This window comes from Leptothoe sp. LEGE 181152, assembly GCF_032906605.1.
Lineage (GTDB): Bacteria > Cyanobacteriota > Cyanobacteriia > Phormidesmidales > Phormidesmidaceae > Leptothoe > Leptothoe turfae.
The window spans coordinates 1-24693 of the sequence record NZ_JASATU010000008.1 but is presented as its reverse complement, the minus strand read 5'-3'; the positions used below and the strand labels follow the sequence as shown (position 1 = coordinate 24693).

At 44.3% G+C, this 24693-nt stretch carries 18 protein-coding genes; all 18 read left to right on the top strand.

The features are described from left to right. The first annotated feature begins 1739 nt into the window (after positions 1-1739). The 18 genes from QGP82_RS04445 to QGP82_RS04360 all read left to right on the top strand — a co-directional run bounded on the left by QGP82_RS04445 (position 1740) and on the right by QGP82_RS04360 (position 24339). The gene (locus QGP82_RS04445; protein WP_163670900.1) at positions 1740-2897 is read left to right on the top strand and encodes an SLBB domain-containing protein; all 1158 of its coding nucleotides are present in this window, start codon (positions 1740-1742) and stop codon (positions 2895-2897) included. A 129-nt stretch (positions 2898-3026) separates the two neighbouring features. Further along, the gene (locus QGP82_RS04440; protein WP_163700826.1) at positions 3027-4148 is read left to right on the top strand and encodes a glycosyltransferase; all 1122 of its coding nucleotides are present in this window, start codon (positions 3027-3029) and stop codon (positions 4146-4148) included. Between the two features lie 55 nt (positions 4149-4203). Beyond that, on the top strand, positions 4204-6459 hold the full coding sequence (locus QGP82_RS04435) for a GumC family protein (protein ID WP_499057301.1): 2256 nt from the start codon (positions 4204-4206) through the stop codon (positions 6457-6459). A gap of 155 nt (positions 6460-6614) precedes the next feature. Next, positions 6615-7547: a heterocyst development glycosyltransferase HepC gene (hepC, locus tag QGP82_RS04430; protein ID WP_163670894.1), complete on the top strand. Its 933-nt coding sequence runs from the start codon at positions 6615-6617 to the stop codon at positions 7545-7547. 49 nt (positions 7548-7596) lie between these two features. Further along, on the top strand, positions 7597-9060 hold the full coding sequence (locus QGP82_RS04425) for an MOP flippase family protein (protein ID WP_163670892.1): 1464 nt from the start codon (positions 7597-7599) through the stop codon (positions 9058-9060). Positions 9061-9129: 69 nt separating this feature from the next. Then, positions 9130-9978 (top strand): FAD-binding protein, encoded by an 849-nt coding sequence (locus tag QGP82_RS04420; RefSeq protein WP_499057298.1) that lies wholly within the window; start codon positions 9130-9132, stop codon positions 9976-9978. A gap of 47 nt (positions 9979-10025) precedes the next feature. Further along, positions 10026-11126 carry a polysaccharide pyruvyl transferase family protein gene (locus tag QGP82_RS04415; RefSeq protein WP_499057296.1) on the top strand — a complete coding sequence of 367 codons (1101 nt, stop codon included), beginning with the start codon at positions 10026-10028 and terminating at the stop codon, positions 11124-11126. Positions 11127-11140: 14 nt separating this feature from the next. Beyond that, a complete protein-coding gene (locus QGP82_RS04410; RefSeq protein WP_499057294.1) occupies positions 11141-12544 on the top strand; it encodes a glycosyltransferase in 1404 nt (467 codons plus the stop codon). A 50-nt stretch (positions 12545-12594) separates the two neighbouring features. Further along, positions 12595-13824, top strand: a complete 1230-nt coding sequence (locus QGP82_RS04405) for a glycosyltransferase family 4 protein (protein WP_499057290.1) — start codon at positions 12595-12597, stop codon at positions 13822-13824. A gap of 4 nt (positions 13825-13828) precedes the next feature. After that, on the top strand, positions 13829-15097 hold the full coding sequence (locus tag QGP82_RS04400) for a glycosyltransferase (protein WP_499057287.1): 1269 nt from the start codon (positions 13829-13831) through the stop codon (positions 15095-15097). A gap of 15 nt (positions 15098-15112) precedes the next feature. Continuing rightward, complete coding sequence (locus QGP82_RS04395) at positions 15113-16141, top strand: glycosyltransferase family 2 protein (protein ID WP_163670880.1); 1029 nt, start codon at positions 15113-15115, stop codon at positions 16139-16141. A 78-nt stretch (positions 16142-16219) separates the two neighbouring features. Beyond that, positions 16220-17665 carry an O-antigen ligase domain-containing protein gene (locus tag QGP82_RS04390; RefSeq protein WP_163670878.1) on the top strand — a complete coding sequence of 482 codons (1446 nt, stop codon included), beginning with the start codon at positions 16220-16222 and terminating at the stop codon, positions 17663-17665. Positions 17666-17912: 247 nt separating this feature from the next. After that, positions 17913-18383, top strand: coding sequence for a hypothetical protein (locus QGP82_RS04385; protein ID WP_163702756.1), 471 nt, complete (start codon positions 17913-17915; stop codon positions 18381-18383). 4 nt (positions 18384-18387) lie between these two features. Further along, on the top strand, positions 18388-19680 hold the full coding sequence (locus tag QGP82_RS04380; RefSeq protein ID WP_163702755.1) for a glycoside hydrolase family 17 protein: 1293 nt from the start codon (positions 18388-18390) through the stop codon (positions 19678-19680). A gap of 82 nt (positions 19681-19762) precedes the next feature. Continuing rightward, positions 19763-20920: a glycosyltransferase gene (locus tag QGP82_RS04375; RefSeq protein WP_163670873.1), complete on the top strand. Its 1158-nt coding sequence runs from the start codon at positions 19763-19765 to the stop codon at positions 20918-20920. Then, positions 20920-21981, top strand: a complete 1062-nt coding sequence (locus QGP82_RS04370; RefSeq protein ID WP_163702754.1) for a glycosyltransferase family 4 protein — start codon at positions 20920-20922, stop codon at positions 21979-21981. Before QGP82_RS04375 ends, QGP82_RS04370 begins: the two co-directional genes overlap by 1 nt. Before the next feature lie 76 nt (positions 21982-22057). Then, positions 22058-23176 (top strand): acyltransferase family protein, encoded by a 1119-nt coding sequence (locus QGP82_RS04365; RefSeq protein ID WP_499057285.1) that lies wholly within the window; start codon positions 22058-22060, stop codon positions 23174-23176. Then, positions 23173-24339 carry a glycosyltransferase gene (locus QGP82_RS04360; RefSeq protein WP_499057283.1) on the top strand — a complete coding sequence of 389 codons (1167 nt, stop codon included), beginning with the start codon at positions 23173-23175 and terminating at the stop codon, positions 24337-24339. The genes QGP82_RS04365 and QGP82_RS04360 overlap by 4 nt, the downstream gene beginning before the upstream one ends. The last annotated feature ends 354 nt before the right edge of the window (positions 24340-24693 follow it).

Sequence of the window (24693 nt, the reverse complement as noted above, 5' to 3'; positions counted from 1 at the left end):
GTTATTCATAACTCTCTGTCCATAACAGTTTCAGCGGCATCAATTGAAGCTGGGATTTTTGGCTACTGACTTCTTTCTGGCTACTAACCTCTGAGTACCATGCTTAGGAAAACGTCTCGATTTGAGTTGATACCCCGTTTTCAGAGAATAAGATCTTTGCCATTGCTGATCCTTGGGAAGATTTAAGTGAAAAAACATTGATGTAGAGTGATCTTGCCAGATCGATCCATTTTCTAAATCAACAACGGTAAGTCTTGCTGATCTCATCTAAATTCAGTAGGACATTAGATGAGGTAATTGTTTCTCGTCAGCGATTTTACGTTGTGCCTTTTGTCACTTCGTTAGTGCTTACATCAACTCACAAAAGAGAATGTGATTGCTATTTCCACGTTGCGGTAGGTCTTCATCACTTGCAAAGTTCTCTAATAACTAAGGCTTTAAATATTTTTTAGCAAAAATGTTTTCTCGGCTGTCTAGTTATACAGACAATCAAAACCATAGGGTTCTATGTCAGTGATCATTGCAACGTACTCAATGTTATGCTAACCGCCATAAACTTCGTAAGACCTACTAATAATAATGTCGGTCATAACAGAGTAAAAAAACTGGCTTCGCTGATCCTCGGCATAATTTCATCCTTCAGGTTATGGATTGATATTCTAATAGATTGCTCAGTTTCTCCCCTAAATCAGCAACAGCAAAAACTCAATCTAGTTGGATGTTTTTTCGAATTGATAGACCGTTGATCCGTCAACTTGCCGGTTTTCCTGGTCAAAGCCTGATTAATTATTGGAGCCAGACTTCCGTGATATCAGGACTTTAGCTTGTGACACTAAAAAACTAACATGGCAATACTGAGTGAAGCCATGGCCGCCTAAATAACACTGAAAACATGTACCAAGATCATTGCAATTATTGTTTTTTGATGATAATGAAAAATGTTAAATAGGTAACTTTTTAGGCATTAGCATTAGCAAAATCTGACTTTACAGAAACTCCGCACAAAGAATATAAAGATACGTAGCTCATTTTTAAAATTTAGGTTATGTTAGACCCAGATATGCAGTTTAATTACTAACGCTTAGTGCTTCAGAATGTTTATCTGTTTTCATTTCTGAAAGCCCCTAAGAAAATTTTTCTTGTACGCATCTATGGTTAGATACAGTTAACAATGTCTATGTGAATCTAAAAGTCTTCTATTTTTGCTAGATACCTGATAATCGTCATTCATGCTCGTGGCTTTTAAGTTTTAAGCGTGGTTTCCCCATATGAGAACGCCTAAAAGCCAGAATGGCAAGCAAAATTTTGACTAGATGACATTTAAGTACTATGTTTACATCGACTCCGTTCCCCTTCTTGGGGTGAGTGCACAAGCAGATTGTGTCGGTAGTCCACGAGTCACTGTTTCCTGAATGGTTAGTTAAGGCTAGATCTTATTGTTGTCCTGTATGTAAGCTTACGAAGACTGGTTTTTCATCTATAGTGTGTGATCCCAAAAAATAAGAACTGTAGTAGACGGCAGAGTTTTAGTTAGATATCTGTAGGATACCTATGGGTATGTGGCTCTGTTGATTCTTAGCGTGCAGTTCTTGACGAGTTTTTCAAGTTTCAATGTTATCACTGCCTAAATTCTCTAGCCCTGTGGTGGGAAGAGTCTTGCATGTGGTTTACATCTGTGATCAGTGATGATGCGATCGCTTTAGGCATCTAGATGTTTGTATTTATTGTTGGCAGTCATCATGAAAAAGCATTTTTCAACTAGAGGAATATTTCTGATTAAGCTGACTCTGATGTGCCTGGTTCTAGGAGAATCTGCAGGCCGCTATGCGGTTGCCCAGTCTACGACTCCAGCTGAACCGTCGTTACCCCCCTTGCCTGTCGAAACATCAAGTTCATCAGAGTTGGCGGCCCCTGATCCTACAGTAGGAGAATCCTACATCCTGGGTGTTGGTGATTACTTACGCGTAGATGTGTTTAACATCCCTGACTACAGTGGTGAATTTCGAGTATTGTCCAGTGGCAATCTAAATATTCCCATCGTCGGAGCCATTGATGTTGAAGGTCTTTCTCTCCAGCAAGCAAAAGTTCAGATTGAACAAACCCTTGAACCCTATGTTCAGCGTCCTGTGGTTACCCTGAGTGTGCTTGAGACGCGTCCTATTCAGATTGCCATCGCTGGTGAAGTCCATCGACCTGGCTCTTATCGAATCTCCGCGCAGAGCGGTACAAATGTTGCAGCTGAAGATATCCCCACCTTGACCCAGGCAATTGAGTTAGCAGGGGGAATCACCCAGTTAGCAGATATTCGCCAAATTGAAGTGCAACGTCGGCTGCCGCGCTCATCAGCTGCCTTAGTATCGAGTGCTACTTTATTAGCTGATCAACGTCATAAGGAAAATAAATCCCAAACAGTTGCCGTCAATTTGTGGAATCTCCTAAAAGAAGGTAATCTCAATGAAGACTTGCAGTTGCAAGATGGCGATCGCATTATCATTCCTACGGCTAGCAATCTGAATTCAGATGAAGCAGCTGAACTAGCCACGGCTAGCTTTTCACCTGATGAGATTTCCGTAAATGTTGTTGGGGAAGTAGAATCTCCTGGCAATATTCGGATCCCCCCCAATACACCGCTTAATCAAGCAATCTTAGCTGCAGGTGGGTTTAATAATCGGGCTCGAAAAGGAACCGTAAGACTTGTTCGCCTAAATCTCAACGGTACAGTATCCCAGAGCGATATCGACATTGATTTTGCTCAAGGGATTAATGAGGAAACTAACCCATCCTTACGCCCGAACGACACGGTTATTGTCCAACGTTCTGGAGTTGCTAGTGTAGGCGATGCATTCAGCTCGGTTTTATCACCTTTAAACTTTGTTTTGCGTTTGTTGGGCATTTAGGAAAGTGTGGGCATTGAGTCGACAAACAACGACCTTCAGTACCATAAATAGAGATTCTTCAAGGATCTTTGTTCCCTCTAGATTGTTACTAATTCAACATTGTGATTATTTCTAGAGATTGGTTTTAGTATGAAAATTGCATTGGTGCATGATTACCTTACCCAGAGAGGCGGCGCAGAGCGTGTATTTGAGCTTCTTTGCAGACGATTTCCAGACGCAGATATTTACACCTCATTATATAGTCCGAAAGATACGATTAATCTGGGTGACCGACCTGTTCACACGACTAAGCTTCAGGCGATCCCCGGAGCAAGTCAGAATTTTAGATTGCTGGCTCCCTTTTATTTCCCAGCTTTTGAAGCCTTAGATTTGCAACAATATGAGCTGATTATTAGCAGTACAACCAGCTTTGCAAAGTCAGTGATCAAGCGTCCTAATGCGTACCACATTTGTTTCTGTCATAATATCACTCGTTTTCTTTGGGATACGCGTACCTATATTGATCAATACAAAAATTATAAGACTTTGATGCCAATCATTCAGCCAATTTTCCAAAAGCTGAGAGAAGTGGACTTTGTACATGCCCAAAAACCAGACCTGTATATTTCTAACTCATCAATTGTCACTGAGCGCATTCAAGAAACCTATAAGCAACCGGCAGTTACCGTTAACTATCCAATTGATATCAGCCAGTTTGAATTTTCGGATCAGAAAGATGATTATTACCTGGTGTCATCTCGGTTATTGGGATATAAGCGTGTAGATGTAGTAGTAGAAGCCTTTAACTGGTTAGGGTGGCCACTGATTATTACTGGTGATGGCCCAGAGAGAGAGAGATTAGAAATGGCTGCTCTACCCAATATTTCTTTCTTGGGTCATGTCAGTGATGATCAGCGTAAAAGCTTGATGTCAAGAGCTAAAGCGGTAATTGTTACAGCCCTGGAGGATTATGGGTTGGTGCCTATTGAAGCAAATGTTAGCGGTACCCCTGTTGTTGCTTACGGTGCTGGAGGGGTGTTAGACACACAGTTGCCTGGGAAAACAGGCGTCTTTTTCTACCGCCAATCTCCAGAAGCTGTCCATCAGGCCTTGCTCAGAGCCGATACCATCGACTGGAATTATCGTCAGATTCGCGAGCATGTGCTCAAGAATTTTACTGAGAAAGTTTTTTTTGAACGGGTGCTGAAAATTATTGAAGAAGCTTACGCGAAACATAAAGCCGTTGCTCCAGTTTTAACTCCATCTGCATAGTGGCCACGATAGTTAGCGCAGCTCGATAAATCTGATGGCGAATAACAACACAGATATGCGAACATCACAATTTTCCTCCTCCTCAGATAAAACAGAGATTGGCTATGGTCAGCTTCTGAATATACTGCTAAGACGCTTTGTCTGGTTTGGTGGAGCCGTTTTAGGGACGGTGGGGATTGCGATCGCATTAACTTTAAAAGAAGATCCTCTTTATCAAAGTTCAATGCAGTTATTAGTTGAGCCTAACTATCGTCAGACGGTTGATATCACCAACGGACAACAGCAAGGGCGACGTTCATCCTCTTCCCAAACAGACTATGCAACTCAGCTCAACCTGATGCGCAGTAAGTCCTTTGTTGAAAAAACGGTTGAACAGCTTCAGCCTGAGTATCCAGAGCTATGTGATGCGTCAGCCCCACTATCAGAATGTGCTGATGGTTTTCAAAATGCGTTGACCCTATCCCAGGTGGCTGAAGGCGATGCCAAAACTGGTATTTTCAAAGCAACCTTTACTGGTAAAGACCCAGAAGTTGTTCAAAGGTTTTTAGAAAAATTAGGCGATGTCTATTTAAGCTATAACAAAGATCAGCAAGAGCAGCGCCTTAAGCGAGGATTAGCCCTGGTTAATCAGCAAATAGAAAGCGTGCAAGAAAATCTTGCTGTGTCTCGTCAGGCCTTAAAAGAGTTTCGCGAATCAGAGAACCTGATTGATCCAGAGCAGCAATCACTGACGGTTGCTGAATCCCTCAGACAGATTGAGCAATCGAAAGTGGATGTCGAGACTGAATTTTTAGATGCTCAGGCTAAATATAATTCCCTGCAAGATCAACTGGCCGCCGATCCTCAATCGGCGATGATTGCTTCACGTTTAAGTCAGTCATCGCGTTATCAGCAGCTTTTAAATGCATTGCAGGCAACCGAGCTAGAGTTAGAGGAACGGCGATCACTTTATGCAGAAGCTGATCCCGGAGTGCAGGATCTGGTAAGTCGACGGGAGGGAAATATTTCTCTGTTGCAATCAGAGGTTGAACGGGTATTAGGTGATATCCCACAACAGATTAATCTGGATGAAACGGCGTTGTTAACCGAAGGGCAGTTGGGTGAAATTGAACTGGGATTGGCCGCTGAGCTGGTGCAGGCTACGATTAGCTTACAGCGTTTTAAAGCACGAAAAAATGGTTTAGAACAGGCTGCGCAACAATTAAAATCTGAACTCTCTAAATTCCCTAGCTTAATTGCAGAATACGACCGCATTCAACCCGAAGCTCAAATACAACAGCAATCGTTGGAACAACTGTTACAACTACGCCAAGAACTAAGTAATGAATTAGCTCAGGGTGGTTTTAGTTGGGATATTGTTGAACCTTCGCAGCTAGGTGAACAAATTTCACCTCAACCCAAGCAAAACATACTGTTGGGTGTAGTGGCTGGTATATTCATTGGCGGTGGGTTAGCCTTTGGTCGAGAAGCGATAGACACGGTGGTACGTACATCGGATGAGCTGAAAAAACAAGCTGCCTTGCCTCTCTTAGGGGTGATTCCTGAAATACCCACCCGCAAAGCCGATGCCTTGCTGACCATTCTGGATGCTGAGCGGGCTCCTGCGGATTCTCCTGCCCTCAGTCAAAGTCAGCCATTTCGAGACGCTGTCGATCTGATTTATAAGACTATTCAGCTGACCAATTCTCAGTCATTGTCTTCTTTACTCGTCACATCAGCTCTGATGGGAGAAGGGAAAACAACATTATCCATTGGCTTAGCGCTTAGTGCAGCCCGATCTCACCAACGGGTGTTGTTGATTGATGCTAATTTCCGTAATCCATCGTTGCATCAATATCTGGGTCTATTAAATGTTCAGGGTTTATCAACCCTGTTGCATCCAAATTTGGCACGGTGGAATAAAACAAAAATTTCTCCTGTTTCTCTGTCTCATTCCGGCACCAGTGTTGATGTTCTGCTGGCAGGAGCGGTACCTGAAGACCCCATGAGGCTTCTAAGCTCACAACAAATGCGACAGGTGTTAGAAAAAGCTGAAGCAAATTATGATCTTGTGATTGTTGATGCCCCTGCTATTTCAGGCCTGGCTGATGGACTACAGCTGGCATCCATGTGTAACGCATCCATTATTGTCAGCCGCCTAGATCGCATTACTCAGGCTGATTTAACCCATACCACTACCATGCTGGATCAAGTAAATACCATTGGTATTGTCGCCAATGGTCACCGCGAGAGTATGCGACCTATGAAACATTATGAGCGCAATGGCTCTTCAAAACTCTCCAAAGAGCCCGTAATGCTCTGGCGCAGCTAGACTTTACTCTACTAGTTCAGTCACTGAATTGACACAATTGTAGTTAATCGGACATCCCAAATGGAGATTTATTTGCTATAAGTTTATCTAAGACAAGTTTTTAGGCAACAGGCTTAACTTGAATCAGGCTTTCTATTAAGAGACTCTTCAGACGTATGACAACTTCTACAGTTTTGTTAAAGGCTCCCATTGTTTTTCAAGTGCCACCTACCAAGAGAACACCATCTGCATTTGAAAACTGTACATTGATTTGGGAAAAAGATGCATTAATCGTAAAGCCTCGCTCGTCTAAATTAGAACCCGAGATTCCTGCTCTCAGCAATAAAGTGTGGTTGCGAGACTGTCTGCGCCGCTCACCTGTCAAGCGAGTATATCTTGACCCACAGTTAGAATCATCGAAGTTTACTGCCTGGGCAGATATTTGTAGCGCTACTAAAAAGCAGGTCTATTTGAGAGTACCTTTGGCTCCCGATTTACCCCAGGCTCGACAACCCATCCTCTGGCGAGTAAAACGGTTGGCAGATTGGTTAGTTGCATCTTTCCTATGTATTCTACTCAGCCCATTAATGGGGCTATTGGCTTTATGGGTTCGATTAGATTCTCCTGGGCCTATCTTATTTCGTCAGTGGAGAGTGGGTTACCAAGGCAGACTGTTTCAGATTTGCAAGTTCCGCAGTATGAAGACAGATGCCGAAGCACAGCACCATAAGGTTATGAGGAATCAGACCGGCCTACATAAACTGGAAAAAGATCCACGGGTAACAGGGGTGGGTCGTTGGCTACGAAAATTTAGCTTAGATGAGCTGCCTCAGCTGGTTAACGTGTTGCGCGGTGAGATGAGCTTAGTAGGGCCAAGACCTTGGGCTCTATATGATGCGGTAAGGATTGAGCCAGTATTGCGGAGACGATTGAGAGCGTTACCTGGTATGACCGGCATGTGGCAGGTAACGACCCGCTCTCAAGGATGCGATCTGACATCGGTCAATCGAATGGATTTGGATTACCTTCGACAGTGGACATTCCAGGAAGATTTAAAACTGTTGCTAATGACAGTCCCTAAAGTCATGACAGGATTTGGTGCGTTCTAACGTATTGCTTACTTACCTTGTTTCTTTTCTTAGATGTGAGTAGTTTCTTATGAGTTTGCGACAGAAAGCAATTCAAGGGGCAATGTGGTCCGCTATAGAAAAATGGGGGGCTCAGCTTGTCTCAACTGCAATTTTTCTGTTGCTAGCTCGGCTGCTCGGTGCTGAAGCCTTTGGTTTAGTAGCTCTGGCAAATGTATTTATGTATTTTATGCAGATCTTTTTGGATCAAGGCTTTGCTCAAGCCATTATTCAAAAAGATAAGCTGGAGCCGGAGCATCTAGATACAGCTTTTTGGACCAGTGTATTGATGGGGGCATTGTTCCTTTTAGCTGTTTTAGCTGGAGCTGGAGCTGTTGCAAACTTCTACAGTGAGCCAGAGCTAGCACCGATTATTCGGTGGATGTCCATCAGTTTTCTGTTTGCAGGGCTAAGTAGCGTGCAGTCTGCAATCTTGCAACGTAATATGCAGTTCAAGGTTTTTGCAGCACGTTCTTTAGTGGCAACGGCAGCCTGTGGGGTAGCGGGCATTGGGGCTGCCCTTATGGGGTTAGGGGTTTGGAGTCTGGTTATTAAAGAAATAGTATTTGGCTCAACGGGAGCCTTAATGTTGTGGAGTTCGAGCGACTGGCGGCCAGGATTTAGGTTTTCTCCTCAACATTTTAGAGAACTCTTTGCGTTTGGCATCAATATTATTGGCTTTAACTTTCTCGATTTCTTTAACCGACGCTCAGATGATTTATTGATTGGTTATTTCTTAGGAGCCGTTGCCCTAGGCTATTACAACGTAGCCTATCGATTGCTGCTGATTATGATTAAGCTATTGACCAGTGTGACTACTCAAGTAGCACTCCCTACGTTTTCGAAACTGCAAAAACAGCCAGCAAGAATGAGAGATGCTTTTTATAGGGTTACGCGGTATACCAGCTTAGTTTCATTTCCTGCATTTTTAGGCGTCGTTGTTCTTGCACCAGAGTTAATACAGACTTTGTTTGGAGAAGAATGGCTGCCTAGCGTTCCAGTTATGCGTATTCTTGCACTAATCGGTATTCTTCAATCGGTGCAATACTTTGCTGGAACGGTTCTCTTAGCTATGAATAAACCTCTATGGCGATTACGGGTTGTCTTTTTAATTACCCTTTGTAATATTGCTGGTTTCTTTGTAGCGGTTCGGTGGGGAATAACTGCGGTCGCCTTATCTTATGCCATCTGTGTTTACTCCTTCTCACCTATATTCTTAGGTATGGTGAGAAAATTAATACAGATAGACTTCAAAAAATATTTTCTGCAATATACGACTCCACTGATCAGCAGCTTGTTAATGGTGATCTTCATCTTGGGAGCTAAACAGATATTGCGTGGCTGGACTAACTCATATGTAGTGCTTGGCATATACCTAGCAATAGGAGTGCTTGCATATCTATCTGGAGTAATGCTTTTATCTCCTAACTTGTTTAATCAAACCTATAAATTAGCCTTGTCTTCACTGCCAAGATCAACACAAAAACGGGATTGAAGTATGCCTCACCTTAAAACTGTATAAATCTGAATCGATCGTCATCAGCTGTATAAGGAACTTTTGATTATGAAGTCACCGATAAGCTCGCTAGATACCGATAAACTATCTTTCTACAGAACAAAACATCATTTTGAAAAATATGGTGAATTTCATACTGTAGATGAGTTCATTCAATATTGTCAGTGGGCTCAACAGCGTGACGTGCCCTTGTATGTTTTAGGTAATGGTTCCAATGTACTCTTTAAGTCAAGAAAAATATCGTCTCTAGTATTAAAAAATAAACTCAATAAGGATATTAAGCCTTTAGGGGAAGGGCGATTTGAGATCTCCTCCTCTACGCAGGTGATAGATGTACTAAGATACTGCTATGCTCAATCCCTAGAATCTTTCTACTATTTATCATCGGTGCCAGCCACTATTGGTGGTGCTTTGGCAATGAATGCTGGTCGCGGTCGGCAACAAAACATGACAGTTTATGACTTTGTAGAGAGCGTTACCTTCTTTGACTTTGAGCAAAATCAAATAAAGACTCTGCTGCCCAATGAGATTGTTCAAGGATATCGGCAAACTACTTTTACAGGAATTCAGAAGAAGCTAATTCTCAAGGCGATATTCAAATTTGAATCCATCAGTTTTCAGTCTGATCCAATATTAGAAAGGAAAAAATGGTCAAAAGAGTTTCAGGACTATTCAGCCCCAAATTGTGGATCGGTTTTTAAGCAGGCTGACTACCGAATCTTGAGAAAACTAGAAGGGTTATCCATTGGGCAATCTGCGTTCTCTAAGAAAACGACCAACTGGATTTTAAATAAGTCAAAAAGTAGCTTGCCCATTAGATTTTTAATTTCAATGGCTCAGATTTTACATGCTTTTCTCGGTAAAAAAATTGAGCTAGAAGTCATCGTTATTGAATAGTAGAAAATTTAGATAAAAAGTCGTATCACTTTTTTATAAGTAACACTATGAAGATTGGCATTATCACCTTTCATCACACAACTAACTACGGCGCTACCTTGCAAGCCTATGCGTTGTCAAAAACGCTAGCTTCGTGGGGACATACTGTAGAAGTTATTGACTATAGACCTAAAGGAGCAGTTGCTTTTTACCTAAGACAGCTGCTGCCTGTTCGCAATAGAAAGCTTGATTGGAATCTAAACTTTCATAAGCATATTTTGAAAGCGCTTCAAATGCGTAAGTTCTTAGTCTCTTCGTTGAGTCTAAGTAAATTGAAGTGTTACTCAAGCGATAAACTGCGGGAAATTTTTGAAGGGTCTAACTACGATGCAGTGATTACTGGCAGTGATCAGGTGTGGTGTCTAGACACAAAATTCCGTGGTTTTGATGCTTCCTATTTTCTTGATTTTTTTGGCAAGACTGACAATTGCCTCAAAGTGAGCTATGCCCCTAGTGTCGGCGGGACACAATCATTTAAGAACAATAGAGAACAGGTATCGAAGCTGCTTGCGGAATTTGATCATGTGTCAGTTCGGGACTATCACAGTGCAAGGGTGATCCAGGAAGAATGCGGTATAGCACCCACTAAAGTTCTAGATCCTACATTTTTAGTTGATTATGAAGATGTTTTAGTGCCACCTAAAGCGAAAAATCCATATCTGTTGGTTTATAACCATAAAGAGTTGGGGCATATACAGAAGAAAGCCATTCAAGGGATTGCTGAATCAAAGAATCTTAAGGTGATTTCCATTGGTGATGCTTGGGATGTTGCCGATGATAGCTTCATCTCTGTTCATCCACGTGAATGGATAGGCTATTTCAAACATGCATCATATATTTTTACAAATACATTTCATGGCACTATTTTCTCACTTCTCTTTCGGAAGGATTTTACAGTTTTTGTAGGTAAAGGAAAACGTAATAAGGTATTCGATCTGCTCACTCCATTGGATCTGAAAGGACGAATTATTACTGAACTGACAGGCGATTATAAGGTTGATGGATCGCAGATTGATTATGACTTTGTCTATAAAAAACTTAGTCCTCAAATTGATAACTCAAAAGCCTTCTTGGCGAAAGCTTTAAATCGTGTCTGTTTGCCTGTCTAAGGAGGCTTGAAGTCATGGGTGATTTTCACAAAAAGATTTTATCAATATCCCAGAAGTTTCCGCCAGAAACGACCCCTACTGCCATTCGCTCTAGTAAAACACTAAAGTATCTGCCAGATGCTTGGCAGGTTCATGTTTTATCTGGCAACCAAAATGCGACCCTAGAGGGGGCGCAGACTCACTTTGCTCGATCTTGGCTGCCTGAAAAACTGCTTAATTTTATTAGATCGATTAAGTTTGGCAAATTCCTAGATTGGTTTGTCTGGCCTGATGAAGATATTTTTTGGTTGTTGCCTGCTGTTTTCAAAGGCATAAACGTTATCAAAACCTATGATATTGATTTAATCATTGTCTTCCTCAAACCCTATTCTGCAGGCCTCATTGGTATTTTGCTGAAATGGCTGACGGGTAAACCTCTGGTTATTAATGTCTGTGAACCTTCAACCTGTGATGATCTCTATGCGGTTTTTCCAACTAAACTTCACTACTATCTCAACCGTTGGCTCGAAGACATTTATGTTAGACAGTCTGATGCTATTGTTTATGTATCACAACTAAGTTTAGAACAGGTATGTTCTAGGCAGACTAAAGAGCAACATTCTAAATTTCACCTTATCCGTGGCGGGGCTGATCCTCAAGATTTTCAAGGGATTATTGGCAGTAACGCTGTCTCAAATGATTTTAAAATTGTCTTCACAGGTGGTATGACAGGCTGGGAAGAATTTTTGAACTTCCCGAATCAGAGCGTTATTAAGAAGCTACGTCACGCATGGATGAACTGGGGACGGTACTTTAATGTCAACGTTAACCCTGCTAGCTCAAGCCCTATCTTTATTGGTCGTGCTATTAAACAGGTTGTTGCTCAGAATCCTGATTGGGCAGGTAAGATCAAATTAAAGATCTACGGCAATAAATTTGAATCAGCGTCAGCCGTTTTAAAGGATCAGGATCTATCTGATGTAGTGACTGTAACCGGACCGGTGCCATACAGTGACGCACTCCAGAAACTGCAATCGGCAAATTTGTTATTTATGCCTTTACCCGATCGTCTTGACGGAACTCCTGGCGATCGCATATCGCTCAAAACCTACGAGTATTTGATGACTGACCGCCCCATTTTGGCCGCTGTGCCACCCGGTGAGAATCGCAACTATTTGAGTGATAAGCCAGGTGTGCATTTAGTTAATCCCTTTGATGTGAAGGCGATGGCTCAGGTGCTTGAGCAGCTAGTGGCTAAACATATGGTAGGCGAAACGTTAGTGGTCGATAGGGTCGAGACGCAGAGAAAGATTAGTTATTCTAGGCGGGGAGATGAATTAGCAACGCTAATTCTTGATGTTTTGCATAAGGCAGATGATGGCAAGTCCTTGACAGGGCCACTAGTCATGGGGACGACAAATATTTCTGGGCAGAGATGAATCCTTTGCCAGGCATAGGTTAGAGAACTATTTAGCGTATTATTACATCGATGGAATCTAGTCCTAAAAAGCTACTCATGATTTTCCCCTCCACATTACGTGGAGGTGTGGAGCAATATAACCTCACAGTTTCCGGAGGGGCTGTAAAGCATGGATGGGATGTGCATGCTGCGTTTCCCAATGTGCATGGGACGGCTTCACTAATTCAAGATTTTGTGGAAAGCGGTGTAACCTATCACCCACTCTCCATTGCTGAAGATAGAAACTGGCTGCCGGGCATTGCTCGACATGTGCCTCGTTTTTTTAGAACACTACGGTTGTTGATGACGCTTAAACCTGATGTTGTTCAAATCACCTTGCCTGCTCCAGAATATTGTTTTGCCAGTATCCTTGCTTGTGGACTGTTGAAGATTCCAACGGTTGTACGATTTGGATTGGTTTTGCCACTGGAGATACCGGTTAATCAATGGCGAGTTAAGCTTTATAACTGGGTTAGAACTCGTCAGCAACAGTGGGTGGTGATTTCACAAAATAATCGACGTTTACTATCTAATCTGTTTCAAATTCCTGAAAGCGAACTTACGTGTATCTATAACGGTGCTAACTCAGATGCGTCTCTTCCATTAACGGCTGCTCAGCAGCAAACATGTCGTCGGCAAATTCTCGACGAGCTGACGTTACCTGATACGACCAAGTTACTGATCACCGTTGGTCGGTTGAATTTTCAAAAGGGCCATTGTGATTTAATCCCAGCGATTTCGCACATTATTCGAGATTTTCCCGATGTGCGATTCATTTGGGTTGGTGATGGCGATTTGCGAGGGACTCTAGAGAGTCAACTAAATGAGTATCAGGTTACAGATAAAGTCTTTCTTTTAGGCTATCGTTCAGATGTGTCCCAATTGTTACAAGCATCTGACTTATTTGTATTTCCCACTCATTTTGAAGGGGGACAATCATTTGCTATAGCAGAGGCGATGGCGTCTGGTTTACCGATTATTACCTCCAATGCCAGTGGTATTCCAGAAGTGATCCACCATCAAATCCATGGGCTTGTTTTTAGAACAGGGGATAGCTGTGATTTACTGGAGTCTGTTCGCTGGGCGCTTAAACATCCTGACGAGATGAAGCAGATGGCAAATAATGCCTGCGATCGCGCTCAGGACTTTACTGAAGAAAAAATGCTCCAGAACTATATGGAGATTTGGCAAAACCTTTGCCGGGCTGTCCCTAGTTCTGCCCAAACGTTGTCGCCGTTGCTCAATACCGATCGTGCTTAGTTCCATGAGAATCTTACTTATTTCCTGCCGATTTCCTACGGATCTTAAACGAGATGTTCAGGGCACCTTTAGGCGGTTTAATTTATTTCTGGATGCGTTGAAGGCGATGGCACAGCTTGACGTCCTGTTTTATGTGCCAGCGGATGTCGATTGTTCTGTGGATGCGATCGCAACTCATCAAAAAGCCCTATCAGAACATTGGAGAGCACCCATTAACCTGTTCCTATGCCCGCAACACACAGCTGACAATTCAGGCCCCAAATGGCAGCGACAGTTTGCCCCCATCTTTGACTATCGTGCCCAGGGGAACTTTGTGGCAACTAGCGCGGCTAAACAGGTAAAGGCTTTAGAGACTTGCTTAGAACGGCAGCCCGATGCAATTTTCTGCCATCGCCTAGAATCAATGACGCCTATTTTGCAAACTCAGAAAACCCTGCCGCCATTGTTCTTTGACCTGGATGATGTTGAACATATTTCCTTTGCCCGTCAGATTCGTCAGCCGCCCACTCGATTGATAACAAAGCTTTATTACTTGCAAATTCCTGCCCTCTGGTGGGGAGAACGGCGCAGCGTGCAAACAGCTCTACGCACATTTGTTTGTTCTCAGTTAGATCAGCAATATTTGACTCAGCAAGGACGACTAAAGGGAGTGGTGAGCGTGCCCAATGCAGTGGCAATTCCCAAGCCACAATCCCTCTGCCCTGAACCTACCATCATGTTTCTCGGCGGCTATTACTATTACCCTAATCTCAATGCCGCTAACTTTTTGATTGAGCAAGTCTGGCCCCAGATTACCAAGGTCAGATCCGATGCTAAGTTAATCATTGCTGGCACCCATCCTGAGAATATTCGCAGCTATCACTCAAGAATTCCGGGAGTGGAGTTTACTGGCTTTGTTGAAAATTTGGATGAGCTCTATGCCCGTAGCCGAATAGTCTGCTGCCCAATTTTGTCGGGTGGCGGCACCCGTGTCAAAATTATTGAGGCCGCAGCCTATGGCAAACCCATTGTCTCCACTTCCATTGGCGCTGAAGGATTATCTCTCAATGACGGTGACGATGTACTGATTAGAACGTCAGCCCAGGGGATGGCGCAAGCCTGCATTGACTTGTTGAGCAACGATCATCTCTGTCAACGTCTGGGCTCTGCTGCCCACCAACAAGCGTCTCAGCAGTACGATCGCGCCAACGTTATTCAGCTGATTCAAAACCATGTGCGAGCTGCTTTGGCATCAAATTCAACAGTTAACGTGCCTTCATTAGCCACCTCTTAGTTCAATACTCTTTTGATGATGGATAATCCTTTAGAAAAAACGCATAATTCAGAACTGCCACTGATTAGTGTGATTATTCCCACCTATAATCGTCCGGCTTATTTAAAAGAAGCGATCGCAAGTGTCGTTAATCAAACCTATGCCAATCTTGAGATCATTGTTTCGGATGACTGTAGCGATCACAGTCCGGAAGACATGGTTAATTCATTTCAAGACCCCCGCCTGCGCCTCAGACGTAATTCTAGAAATCTGGGTGTTGGCTTAAACACGAGCTATGCTTTTGCTGAGTCTAATGGCAAATATGTGGCCAGTCTCAACGACGACGATCGCTGGGCCAGCGACTTTCTAGAAACACTGGTGCAGCCGCTGGAAGAAAATTCAGAATTAGTGCTGGCGTTCTGTGACTATTACGTGATTGATGACAATGGTATTGTCCAATGGTCAGCCAGTAAAAAACAGACTCAAAAAGAAAAACGTCATCACCTACAAGAAGGTGTTTATCAGCCTTTCTGGAAGATTGGTTTAGTTGATCAGGCGGTCTTTACCGCATCCGCTGCATTAATTCGTAGGGCTGCTGTACCTTGGGAGCAGCTATTTAAGGCAGGGGTGTTTTGGGATTACTACATCGCTTATCTAGCCTGCCGTTCAGGGAAAGGGGCCTACTACTGCGATGAGCGCTTGGCCTATTATCGGGTGCATGCTCAGTCTGAAAACATGGTTAGTGGAAGCCGTAATATTCAGGCAAAAATCCGTAAGGGCAAAGCTGCTACATTTTGTCATCAACAGTTTATGGAGGATGAAAATCTCCAAGACTATCGGCCTTATTTTCAACGGGAATTGGCCCACGCCAGTACTACCTTAGGAATTGGTTTTCTGCGGCTTGGGCAGCTTGACGATGCCCGTTTTCATCTGAAACAAGCCTTACGGCATCAGACTTTCAATTTGCGTACGCTGGTGGCACTTAGCGCCAGCTACCTACCACAGTCCATGGCCTACTCCTTAGCCCATATGCGCAGTCCTGGACTGTTCACAAGATTCCGATAACAGACAGCGCTGGCTATTTATTTTCTGATGCTAATAATTCCAAGACAGATTTCTGAGATAGACCTCTAACGCCATTAGATGATCTTGCAAGAGCAACAACCAGGCAATTATTTCCCGAGCCATGGCACGTTTTCATGGCTGCGTTTTCGGCCTGCGTTAGCCTGGACCGGTATTCTGAGCTTGGTGCTAATCACAGGCCTGGGCACGGTTGCTGGAGCAGGCAGCCTGTTACGGCTGTTATTTCCATTGATGGCCACTGCCGTCGGTGTTTTGTTGTATGTGCGTTATCCCTTACTCTACATAGGATTTACCTGGTGGATTTGGTTTTTAACGCCCCTGGTACGTCGGTTAATTGATCAGCGCAGTGGTTGGCAAGATCCTAGCATTGTCTTATTGGCACCCCCTTTGGTGACCTTAATCTCTGCTGCCACACTGGTGCGCTATTTGCCGAAGATTCATCGTCAGGGGGGACTGCCCTTTATTCTCTGTTTTGTCAGCGTCTTTTATGGATTTCTGATGGGCCTAGTGCAAAACTCGGTAGCAGGCACCCTTGTTGCATTGTTAAACTGGCTGCCCCCACTCCTATTTGGCTTTCACCTATTTGTTAACTGGCGTCAATATCCTGTGTGTCGTCAAACAATCCAGCGCACCTTCCTCTGGGGGACTTTGGTGATGGGGGGCTACGGCGTATGGCAGTATCTAACAGCTCCGGAATGGGATCGCTTTTGGTTAAGCAATGCGGTGGATACAAATGTGTTTGGTTATCCAGAACCCTTAGGGATTCGGGTATGGAGCACGATGAATTCTCCTCAGCCGTTTGCAGCTGTGATTATGGCAGGGCTGATTTTGCTGTTGAGTAATCGCGAAAGCATAAAGTTTGTTGCCACTGGCGTCGGATATCTCTCCTTTTTACTGACCCTGGCTCGCTCAGGGTGGCTGAGCTGGGTGGCTGCGCTAATGCTTTATCTGCCCTCACTTAAATCACACTTGCAAGTTAGGTTGCTCATTACTCTAATGAGTATGGCTTTATTGGTAGTTCCATTAGCCTCCGTAGAGCCCCTGGCCAGCGAGATTGCTCCTCGATTAGAATCTCTGTCAAACACCCAAGAGGATGGTAGTTATCAAGCCCGTTTGGATGGCTATAACGAGTTGCTCGGGCAGGCTCTTACTGAAGGTGTGGGTCGCGGTTTGGGAACAGTGGTAGAAAGTAGCCGTTTAGGAAGCCAGGACAGCGGTATTTTGACATTGTTATTTTCTTTGGGGTGGATGGGAACAATTCCTTACATTACCGGAGTATTTTTGATCTTCTTCAAGCTGTTTGAGGGAACCGAAGCGAGTTTTGATACATTTGCCAGTGCGTCACGTGCGATCGCATTTGGCATTTTTGCTCAGATGGGTCTCAATGTCTCCATGGTGGGTGTTGTTGGCATGGTGCTGTGGGGCTTTTTAGGCATTGGCCTAGCGGCATCCCGCTATCATGCCAAATCCAAATTTGAGCGTTATGAAATTTGGGACCAAAATTAACTCCATAATCTAAACAGTTAAAATCATGATTGCTAAAGGCCTGATTAAAAATACAAAATATCGAACAGGACACATCATGGGACGCCATGAAATCCTGTTTCAGTTCCTTCCTTTTTCTGAAAAAAACCGATGGAAGAAAATATCACCTGATAAAGATATTTGTATAGAAGGGTTCCCCCGCTCGGCGAACTCTTTTTTTGCGAAGATGTTTCGGTTGTATAATCCGACTGCTAAAGCCGCGCACCATATGCACGCGCCATTGCAGGTCATTAAAGCTGTCAACTATGGCATTCCCTGTGTTGTGTTGATTCGCAATCCCATTGATGCTATCGCTTCTGTTTTGGTAGTTGATCGTACTCTGTCTACACGTTTTTCCATTCAAAGCTACATCAATTTTTACGAGAAGATTTGGCCCGTTCGCGATGATGTCACCATTTCAGACTTCAAAGATACAACCCAACGCCCCCAGTATGTGGTGGAAAGAATCAACCAGCGCTATGGCACTTCATTTCATATGGAGCCCATTACCCCTGAAACCCGAGATACGATTTTTAATCAGCTACAGGAAACTCAAAAACAACTGAAACAACCTGAGCATTTAGTTGCTATTCCAACTGTAGCTAAGGCTCGAATTAAACAGGATGTGCTTCAAGAACTGAAAGAACATCCGCTCTTACCCACCGCTAATTCGCTCTATCGGAGATTTTTGGAAATCTAAACCTATGAAATCGTTGTTGTCACCCTGGATTCAGCGTCGTCAGTATTTGCTTGTGTTATTGGTGAGCACTGTATTTGCCTGTAGTACGGTGCTGCCAGGTCAATCCCAGAACCCATCCGAAACGGCTCACGCGGCTAGCTCATTTATTGATTCACTGGGTGTTGTTGTCCATCTAAACAGATCCAATAGTGCCTACCGTAATTACGATTCCATTATTAAGCCGAGATTACAAGAACTGGGTGTGCGTCATATTCGAGACGGCGTTCGGCTAGATGATCGAGAAACCCAGCAAAAATTTGTGGATCTTGCCACCGTCGGTATCAAGTCCACGTTAGTAATGGATCCCAGAGATCAGCAAGATGCCTCCGTTGCCGTTGATATTGTGAAGGCAATACCCACAGCGGTCGAGGCGGTTGAAGGTCCGAATGAGTGGGATGTTTGGCCTGATTTATCCTACAAAGGACAGCCCTTTCCCCAGGGAGTAAGATTGTTTCAGTCTGAACTTTTCAATGCTGTCAAGCAAGATCCAGCCACCGCCAGACTTGACGTACTGAGCCCGACGGTGGCCCTTTGGCATAATGCCACATCGCTGGGTGAAGTTGTTTGTGATTATGGAGCGATGCATAGCTACCCCGGCGGCCAGCCTCCGACAGCGGGCTTAGATTGGCACTGGATTCCATCTACACGACAAATCTGTCCTGATAAGCCTCTGATCGCAACAGAGACTGGCTGGCATAATGCAGTTGCAGCTGAATCTGGTCAGCCAGGCATTTCAGAAGCAGCGGCTGGAAAGTATGTCCCTCGCCTTTGGCTGGAATATTTTAATCGCGATATTCAGCGAGTATATATCAATGAGTTCATCGACAAGTGGCAGACGGCTGATAAGGAGGGGAATTTTGGTATTCTGCGGCAAAATGGCACCCCTAAACCAGCGTTTACTGCGCTACAGAACCTAATAGCGCTATTGCGAGATGGGGAAGGTGTATTCTCGCCAGGTGCTCTCAGCTACACTATGGTTGGAGCAACAACAAATGTGCATCACACCTTGCTACAAAAACGGGATGGACGCTTTTATCTGATTCTCTGGCAAGAGGTGCCAAGCTTTGATGTATCCAACAAGCGAGATATTTCAGTGCCAACCCAGGCAGTGACAGTGAGATTAACCACGGCCATTAGATCCGCCAGCCTCTATCAACCCCTAAGGTCAACGGATGCTACGGCCAGGTATAACAATCCTCGGTCACTGGTCTTAAATGTTGCTGATGAACCCTTGGTGGTGGAGCTTGCTCCAGCGTAGATGCAATATAGCTTGTGCTCTCTACGGCTTAACGAGTAGCGATTGATGCCAGAGATTTTGTATTCGATCTTTAAGAGTCAAAATGCCAAAACCATTTATTAGTTTATTTATTCCCAATCTTGATGGCGGCGGGGCGGAGCGAGTCATGCTCCACCTGGCGGAAGGATTTGCTGAGCGAGGATTTGCTGTTGATCTAGTGGTTGCCAAGGCTGAGGGAGCCTATCTATCGAATATTCCAGACAATATCCGGCTGATAAATTTAGAGGCCAAATCACCTGTACTTCTGTTTAAGACATTGGCCCTAAAACAGTATCTGAAGCAGGAACAGCCTGCTTTCTTAATCTCAACGCTGGATATTTTTAGCTCTGCTACTTGGGCAAAACTTTTAGCGGGGGTGAACACGCGGGTGGTGATGTGTGTTCAAACCAATCTGTCCCAACAGTTTCAAGATCGCCACGCCATGCTGATGCAAAAGATTAAGTGGGCGGTGGTCAAGCGGTTTTATCCATGGGCCGATGCCATTGTGACCGCATCAGAGGGGGTGGCCCGTGATTTGGAGCAACATACCCAAATCTCAATGCAGCAGATGACGGTTATCCATAACCCCGTGGTTACCTCAGACTTTACTCAGAAAGCGCAGGAAACCATTGCTCATCCATGGTTTGAAGAAGGTCAACCGCCTGTGTTGTTGGGGGTGGGACGGATTGTTAAACAAAAGAGTTTTGCCACCCTTGTACAGGCGTTTGCCCTTGTGCGTAAACAACATCCGGCACGGCTAATGATTTTGGGAGATGTAGATCCGCGAGAGCCTGAGGTTAAGCCTGAGTTGGATGCCTTAATTGAAAAGTTTGGATTACAGGACGATGTGTTGTTTCTGGGCTTTGTGGAGAATCCCTATGCCTATATGGCGAGAGCCAATGTCTTTGTGTTGTCGTCTATCTATGAGGGCTTTGGCAATGTGGTGGCAGAAGCGATCGCAGCTGGCACTCCGGTGGTATCCACTGACTGTGAGAGCGGTCCGGCGGAAATTTTAAACAAGGGTCAGTACGGTGCACTGGTGCCGGTGGGTAACTATGAAGCGATGGCTAATGCTATCGTCTCGACCCTGAAAGACCCCATGGATACCACGGTGCTGAAGGCGCGATCGCAAGCCTTCACCATAGACTGCATCGTGCGCCAATATCTAGACGTCTTGAACAGTTTACAGGCTATGCAACAAACCACTGCTGGAGCCATATAATGCGAGTCCTACACATCCTCAACCATATTCAAAAAGTAGGGAATGGGATTGTCAACGTTGCGGTGGATTTGGCTTGCCTTCAGGCTCAAGCTGGATATGAGGTCAGTGTTATCTCTGGTGGCGGTGAATATGAAGCATTGTTAGACCAATATCAGGTGACCCATTTTCGGTTAAACCAAACCCGAACCTGGCGTAATTTGATGCATGCAGCGTCCCAGTATCGTACAATCGTGCGTCAGGTAAAGCCTGACATTGTCCATGCCCACATGATGACAGGGGCTGTCCTGGCTCGTGGTTTAAAGCTTTGGAGTAAATACGGTTTAGTAGCAACCGTTCACAACGAATTTCAAGAAAGCGCCAAGTTCATGGGTCTGGCCGATCGCGTCATTGCCGTGAGCCAGGCGGTGTCTAAATCGATGCAGCAGCGAGGTATTCCCACACGCAAGCTGCGAGTTGTCACCAACGGCACCCTTGAGAGTCCTCGGGTAGGTGCCCTAACAGAGTGCTCTCCTGCCTATTTACAGCGCCCAGCAATTACCACAGTGGCTGGCATGAACTCTCGCAAGGGTATTTCTGAGCTGATTGCGGCATTTGAACGAGTGGCTTCAGATTTTCCAGAGGCCCATCTGTACCTGGTGGGCCATGGTCCGGAAAAAGAACAATTTCAGTCCCAGGCCCGCCAAACCCGTGTAGCACATCGCATTCATTTTGAAGGGTTTCAGTCTGATCCTCGCGCCTATCTATTATCGACGGATGTTTTTGTTCTAGCCTCCCATCGAGAACCCTTTGGGTTGGCTATTTCAGAAGCTCGAGAAGTTGGTTGTGCCATCGTCGCTAGCCATGTCGATGGTATTCCTGAAGTATTGGAACATGGCAAAGCCGGTTTATTAGTGCCACCAGGCGACAGCCAAGCCCTGGCCACAACCATAGCCGATCTGCTGAAGCATTCTACCAAACTCAATTATTGGAAAGAACAAGCCCAAAAAAATCTTGACTGGCTTAATGCTACCCGTGTTGCCACCGAAACTCTCGGAGTATATGGCGAGCTCAAACCCAATTGACTGATATAAAAAAACTACTCCCTATTCCCTATTCCCCCACTCCCTACTCTCCAACTTAAAGCAATACCAGGGATCTATGACGTACGCCAATAAAATGAGAAAACAACCCCCTCAAAAGTTGGAGCTTTTAGAAAGTCTTAGAGGGATCGCAGCTCTACTTATTGTTACCTTTCATGCAGCGGAGTTATTTACGCTCAAATTTGATCAACCCTTTTTACTATCTTTATTTGATTTTGGAGATTCGGGCGTTGATTTCTTTTTTGTCTTGAGTGGCTTCTTCTTAGCACTGTCGAGCTTTAAATATATGGGTCATCGGCATACGGCAAAAGCTTTTCTAATCAAGCGCTGTGTTCGTATTTATCCCCTCTATTGGTTGCTGAGCCTCTGCGTAATTCCAGTTTACTTTTTAGTCCCATCCTTTGGAAAAGGTCATGAGCAAGATATTGGTGTCATTATCAAGTCATTGCTACTTATTCCCCAGGAGCATCCGCCCATACTTTCCGTAGCCTGGTTCCTAAGCCATTTAGTATTATTCTACTTAGCGTTTACTACTGTTATTCTGTTGCCTAAAGTGGCATCTAAACTTATTCTTGCTGGTTTGTCAGTGTCAGCAGTTTTTATGCTAACTGATATACTCTCAGGTTTTCAGCTTCGGAACAACAATCACTTTCTGCTAAATTTTATTTTCTCTTACTATAATTTTGAATTTGCAGGCGGATGGTTAATCGGTATTTTCTTTAGACGAATCCAACTGAAAAAGTCAGTCAGTTTATGGATATTATTAACGGGCTGCTGCACCTTTATGATATCAGGATTGCTCGACGTCTATGTTTTACAGACGAGTTCCAATAGCTCAGGCTTTGCCCACTATTATGAATTTGTGGCCTATGGCCTATCGTCAATCTTGATTGTAGGAGGCGCTGCTTTTCTAGAAAAAGATCATAAGCTATCGGTTAGTAAAGGATTCGTGGTTTTAGGAGCAGCTTCTTTTTCCATTTATCTCACCCACTATCTGATCTTATCCATATTCACCAAAGTGATTCAGGCCACAGGCATCAACAGTATTGGTTTTTATACCATAGGGATGATGTTGGCCTGCGTGATAACGGTTTTGATTGGGTGTATTACTCACGTTTATGTTGAAAAGAGACTCACATCAATATTTAGAAATCGTCTAGCGTATAAACGAGCATGAAGATTCTGTTTCTAGACCAGAGTGGCAAGCTAGGAGGCGCTGAACTTTGTTTGGCCGATATTGCGCAGCAGTTTTCTACAACTAGCCTGGTGGGTGTTTTTGCTGAGGGGATATTCCCAGATTACCTACGTCAATACAATATTCCGGTCGAAATTCTGGCTGAGCAATCCCTTCAGGTACAAAAAGCGAGCGGTTTGTTGCCAGGACTGAAAAGTCTAAACCGGTTAATACCTTTGATTATTAGAGTTGCCCAGCTCAGCAAGCAGTATGATGTGATCTATGCCAACACCCAAAAAGCTTTAGTGGTGGGAGCCCTTGCCAGTGTTTTGAGCGGTTGCCCCCTTGTTTATCATCTACACGATATTGTTTCTCCTGACCACTTTAGTGTGATCAATCGCCACATTATCATCACATTGGCCAATCGAGCGGCTTTAGTGATTGCTAATTCTCACGCTAGTCGTGAAGCGTTTATTCAGCAAGGAGGACGAGCAGATCGAGTCCATGTTGTGCATAACGGTTTTCGTCTAGAGAACTATGTTGACTGCGCTAGTAAGCAAGCGCATTTGAAGAATGAAATAGTCCCTATCTTACCTCATCCGGAAGACAGTATTTCTCCATTTGTGGTTGGACATTTTAGTCGTCTCTCTCCTTGGAAAGGTCAGCATGTGCTAATCGAAGCTCTGCAACATTGTCCAGAGAATGTTGTGGCCGTATTTATTGGTGATGCCCTTTTTGATGAGCAAGAGTATGTGCAACACCTACATCAACAGATTCAGGGCCTTAATCTGGAGCATCGAGTAAAGTTTCTGGGATTTCGATCGGATGTTCCTCAACTGATGGCAGCCTGTGATTTAGTCACCCATACGTCTACAGCCCCTGAACCCTTTGGTCGGGTGATTGTGGAAGCAATGTTGTGTGGTACTCCAGTGGTAGCAGCAGCGGCTGGAGGAGCTGTGGAGTTGATTGACCATGGGCAAACAGGCTGGTTAACGCCTCCTGGAGATGCTGAAAAGTTGGCAGACATTATCAGCACCTGTCAGGATCAGTCTAGTCAATCGAAAGCCCTTGCACAAAAGGCACAGGTGCAAGCTGGTCAAAGGTTTAATTTAGAAACGACAAATGGTCAAATTTCACAGTTGCTCAGTGAGACGATCAAGGTTTAGCTTTGAGCCACTTAAACCTTGCCGCATAAATACTTGTGCATAGACTCTCTAAAGAATTAGAGGGGTATCCACAGAAGGCGAAATGAAAAAGCATCAGGGATGATGTATCAATAAGCACCTACTAAAAAAGCTCTGCGGCGAAGCCGAGAGCCCGGTATCGTAGCCCTGAGAAAGTCAAACTATGGGTACGATGCCACTCACTATACGAGACCGCTGCTGATTCACACAACTTCGGGCTCTTGGCGACTTTTGGTGATCCGAATGGGATGGCAAACCGTAAATAGGGATTGGCCTTCACGTGCATCCCATCATGGACTTTCTACAGCATCTACTCCCTGACTCATCAGCCTTAGC